Here is a 3,186-nt window from a genome sequence, read left to right on the forward strand (position 1 = left end):
CGCTCAGCGACGCGAAGCGCAGCCCGCCCGCCTCGGCGGCCGTCCTCGCCTCGCTCCCGAAGACCGCGCGAACCCGCGTGCTTCCCGACGTGAGGCGGTACGCCGCGCCCGTGGCGCTCAGGCCCTCCACCCGCGCGGACGTCATGCCGCCCGCACGCAGCACCTCCAGCGCGTCCCTCGGAGCTCCCCCGGCGCCGAGCAACGCCGCCACCAGTCCCGTCCAGATCAGGATGTTCGACATGCTCCCAGCCTAGACAGGCACCGATGACACGACCATGACGGGGTCACGGCGCCCGGAAAGGGCGGTGCTATACTCTGTGGCTGTTCCCGCTCCGCACGGAGCGACGCACGCGGCAGGACCGGCGCGTACCCTGAAGCCCGCCGGACCCGCCCAGGAGAGAGCATGCGCAAGTACTACACCTCCGAATCGGTGTCCGAAGGCCACCCCGACAAGCTCGCCGACCTCATCAGCGACAGCATCCTCGACGAGTTCCTCCGGCAGGAGCCGACCTCGCGCGTGGCCTGCGAGACGCTCGTCACGACGGGCCTCGTGATGGTCGCGGGCGAGATCAGCGCCCGGGGAGACAACACCTACGTCGACATCTCCAAGGTCGTGAGGAGCGCCGTGCGCAGCGTCGGCTACACGCGCGCGAAGTTCGGCTTCGACGCGGACAGCGTCGCCGTCATGACCAGCATCGACGAGCAGTCCCCCGACATCGCGGGCGGCGTGAACTACTCCGAGGAGTGGCGCGGCATGACCGACGAGGAGCGCGCCCGCCCCGAGAACCAGCACAGCAAGGTCGGCGCGGGCGACCAGGGCCTCATGTTCGGCTACGCCACCGACGAGACGCCCGAGCTGATGCCGCTCCCCATCACCCTCGCGCACCGCATCACGCGCCGCCTCGCCGAGATCCGCAAGGACGGCACCCTGGAGTACCTGCGGCCCGACGCCAAGGCGCAGGTCACCATCGTCCGCGACGGCGACGAGGTCTTCGTGGACACCGTCGTCATCAGCACGCAGCACCGCGAGGACGTCACCCAGGACCGCATCCGCGAGGACATGATCGAGCACGTCATCCGCGCCGTCGTGCCGTCCGAACTGCTGCGCGAGGACACCAAGTACTTCATCAACCCCAGCGGGAAGTTCGTCATCGGCGGGCCGCACGGCGACACGGGCCTCACGGGCCGCAAGATCATCGTGGACACCTACGGCGGCGCCGTCCCGCACGGCGGCGGCGCCTTCAGCGGCAAGGACCCCACCAAGGTGGACCGCTCGGCCGCGTACTACGCGCGCTACATCGCCAAGAACCTCGTCGCGGCGGGCCTCGCGCGGCGCGCGCTCGTGGAGGTCGCGTACGCCATCGGCCGCGCGAACCCCGTCAGCATGCGCGTCGACACCTTCGGCACGGGCGCCCTGCCCGACGAGGCCATCACGGACCTCGTCGCGCGGCACTTCGACGCGCGGCCCCTCGCGATCATCGCGGACCTCGACCTGCTGCGTCCCATCTACGCGCAGACCGCCGCGTACGGGCACTTCGGACGCCCCGAGTTCCCCTGGGAGCGGACCGACAAGGCCGACGCCCTGCGGGCGGAACTGACCGCCTCCACGCACTGACGCACACGAGGAAGGGCGCCCCGCGTGGGGCGCCCTTCCTCTACCTGCCGTACACCACGCGCCGCAGCAACCACTCCGCCGGGCCGCGTCCGAAGCGGCGCAGCACGATCCCGCTGAGCGCCACCTGCACGGCGTACAGCGCGAGCGCGAACAGCACGCACGCCAGCGCCCCCCATCGGCCGTACTGACCCAGGCCGTAGCCGTAGAACACCAGGGTGCACACGACCGACTGCGTCAGGTAGTGCGTGAGCGCGAGTCGTCCCGCGTTCGCGAGGGGCGTCAGCAGGGCCCGTCCGCGCGCGGTCGTGACGGCCAGCGCCACGAGCGCGCCGTACGCGAGCGCGAGCGTGAGGCCGCCCAGGAAGCGCGTCAGGAGCGCCCAGAGCTGCGCGTCGTACAGCCCCGTGGCGTTGAGACGCGCGAACACGAGGTTGAGCGGCACGCCCACGAGCAGGCCCAGCGCCGCCGTGAGCAGCAGCGGACGGCGGAAGCGGGCCGGGTCGCGCAGCACACCCGTCCGCGCGACGAGCACGCCGATCAGGAAGAGGCCCAGCAGCCACGTGCCCAGGAATAGCGTCCCCGACGTGAGGGTCCCCAGGAAATCCTCGGCGCGCAGGGGAAGCGCGCCGACGTAGGACGCGGCACCGTACGCGGGATTCACGCCGATGCCCGCGCCGTCCTCCGGCACGGCGGGCGCGCCCACCGCGAGCCTCAGGATCGTGACGACACCCCAGCCGAGACCCGCCACCGCGAAGACCGCCTGCGCCGACGCGGGCGCGGACAGCAGCGGCAGCAGCACCAGCCCCACGAGGGCGTACGTCGCGAGGATGTCGCCGTGCCAGACGAGCGTGCCGTGCGCCACGCCGAGGACCAGCAGGGTCAGCAGGCGGCGCAGTTGCACGCCCGATCCCGCGCGGGCCACGCCGAGCGCCGCGCCCGCCCCGAACAGCATCGCGAAGGTGGAGACGAACTTGCCGTTCGCGAGGACGTCCACGAGGAAGCGCGCCACACCGTCCGCGCCCGTCTGCAGCCACGGGACGTACCCGGCGAAGTCCTGCACGTTCACGAGCAGGATGCCGCCGATCGCGAGCCCGCGCAGCACGTCGGGCAGGAAGGAGCGTTCTTGCGGGGAGACGGGGGCGGCCATGCCTGCCATCCTACGTGCCTGGCGGTTCTCACGAAGCTCGTGGGCAATTTCTCGTGTGGCGCCCGGCACAGGGCCTATGCTGAATTCAGGGATGAGGAGCCGCGCCGCGACACTCATGGGCCGCGAGGACGACCTCGCGCGGCTCCTGCGGCTCCTCGCGCCGGACGGTCCGAGACTCGTCACGCTCACGGGGCCCGGAGGGGTCGGCAAGACCGCCCTCGCGCGGGAGATCGCGGCGCTCGTGACCGAACGCTCCACCGACGTGCGTTTCTCCGACGTGCGCTTCGTGCCGCTGGAGAACGCCCGCCACGCGGACGAGCTCGCCCGGGCCCTCGCGGACCTGCCGCCCGCCCCGCCCGAGGGTGAGCGGCTCGTGATTCTCGACAACCTGGAGCAGCTCCTGCCCGAGGCGCTGCCGCTCGTT

At 71.9% G+C, this 3,186-nt stretch carries 4 protein-coding genes; 2 read left to right on the plus strand and 2 right to left on the minus strand.

Features of this window, described 5'->3' with window-relative positions; translation table 11 throughout:
* The coding region (locus DEIPI_RS39505) for a hypothetical protein (RefSeq protein ID WP_045234109.1) at positions 1-241 on the minus strand (241 nt) is incomplete at its 3' end.
* A gap of 162 nt (positions 242-403) precedes the next feature.
* Here DEIPI_RS39505 and metK point away from each other — a divergent pair.
* Positions 404-1,615: a methionine adenosyltransferase gene (metK, locus tag DEIPI_RS0110860; protein ID WP_027481792.1), complete on the plus strand. Its 1,212-nt coding sequence runs from the start codon at positions 404-406 to the stop codon at positions 1,613-1,615.
* A gap of 40 nt (positions 1,616-1,655) precedes the next feature.
* Here the strand turns inward: metK and DEIPI_RS0110865 are convergent, their stop codons facing one another.
* Positions 1,656-2,762: a DUF418 domain-containing protein gene (locus DEIPI_RS0110865; RefSeq protein WP_052351696.1), complete on the minus strand. Its 1,107-nt coding sequence runs from the start codon at positions 2,760-2,762 to the stop codon at positions 1,656-1,658.
* 91 nt (positions 2,763-2,853) lie between these two features.
* Between DEIPI_RS0110865 and DEIPI_RS36615 the strand changes: the two genes are divergently transcribed.
* On the plus strand, positions 2,854-3,186 hold a 333-nt coding region (locus tag DEIPI_RS36615), incomplete at its 3' end, for an AAA family ATPase (RefSeq protein WP_211238278.1).

The sequence above is a fragment of the Deinococcus pimensis DSM 21231 genome (assembly GCF_000519345.1).
GTDB classification, from domain to species: domain Bacteria; phylum Deinococcota; class Deinococci; order Deinococcales; family Deinococcaceae; genus Deinococcus_A; species Deinococcus_A pimensis.

Excerpts from the sequence above, each read along its gene's own strand:
- metK (WP_027481792.1), top strand. The coding sequence starts at position 404 with ATGCGCAAGTACTACACCTCCGAATCGGTGTCCGAAGGCCACCCCGAC.
- DEIPI_RS0110865 (WP_052351696.1), bottom strand. The coding sequence starts at position 2,762 with ATGGCCGCCCCCGTCTCCCCGCAAGAACGCTCCTTCCTGCCCGACGTG.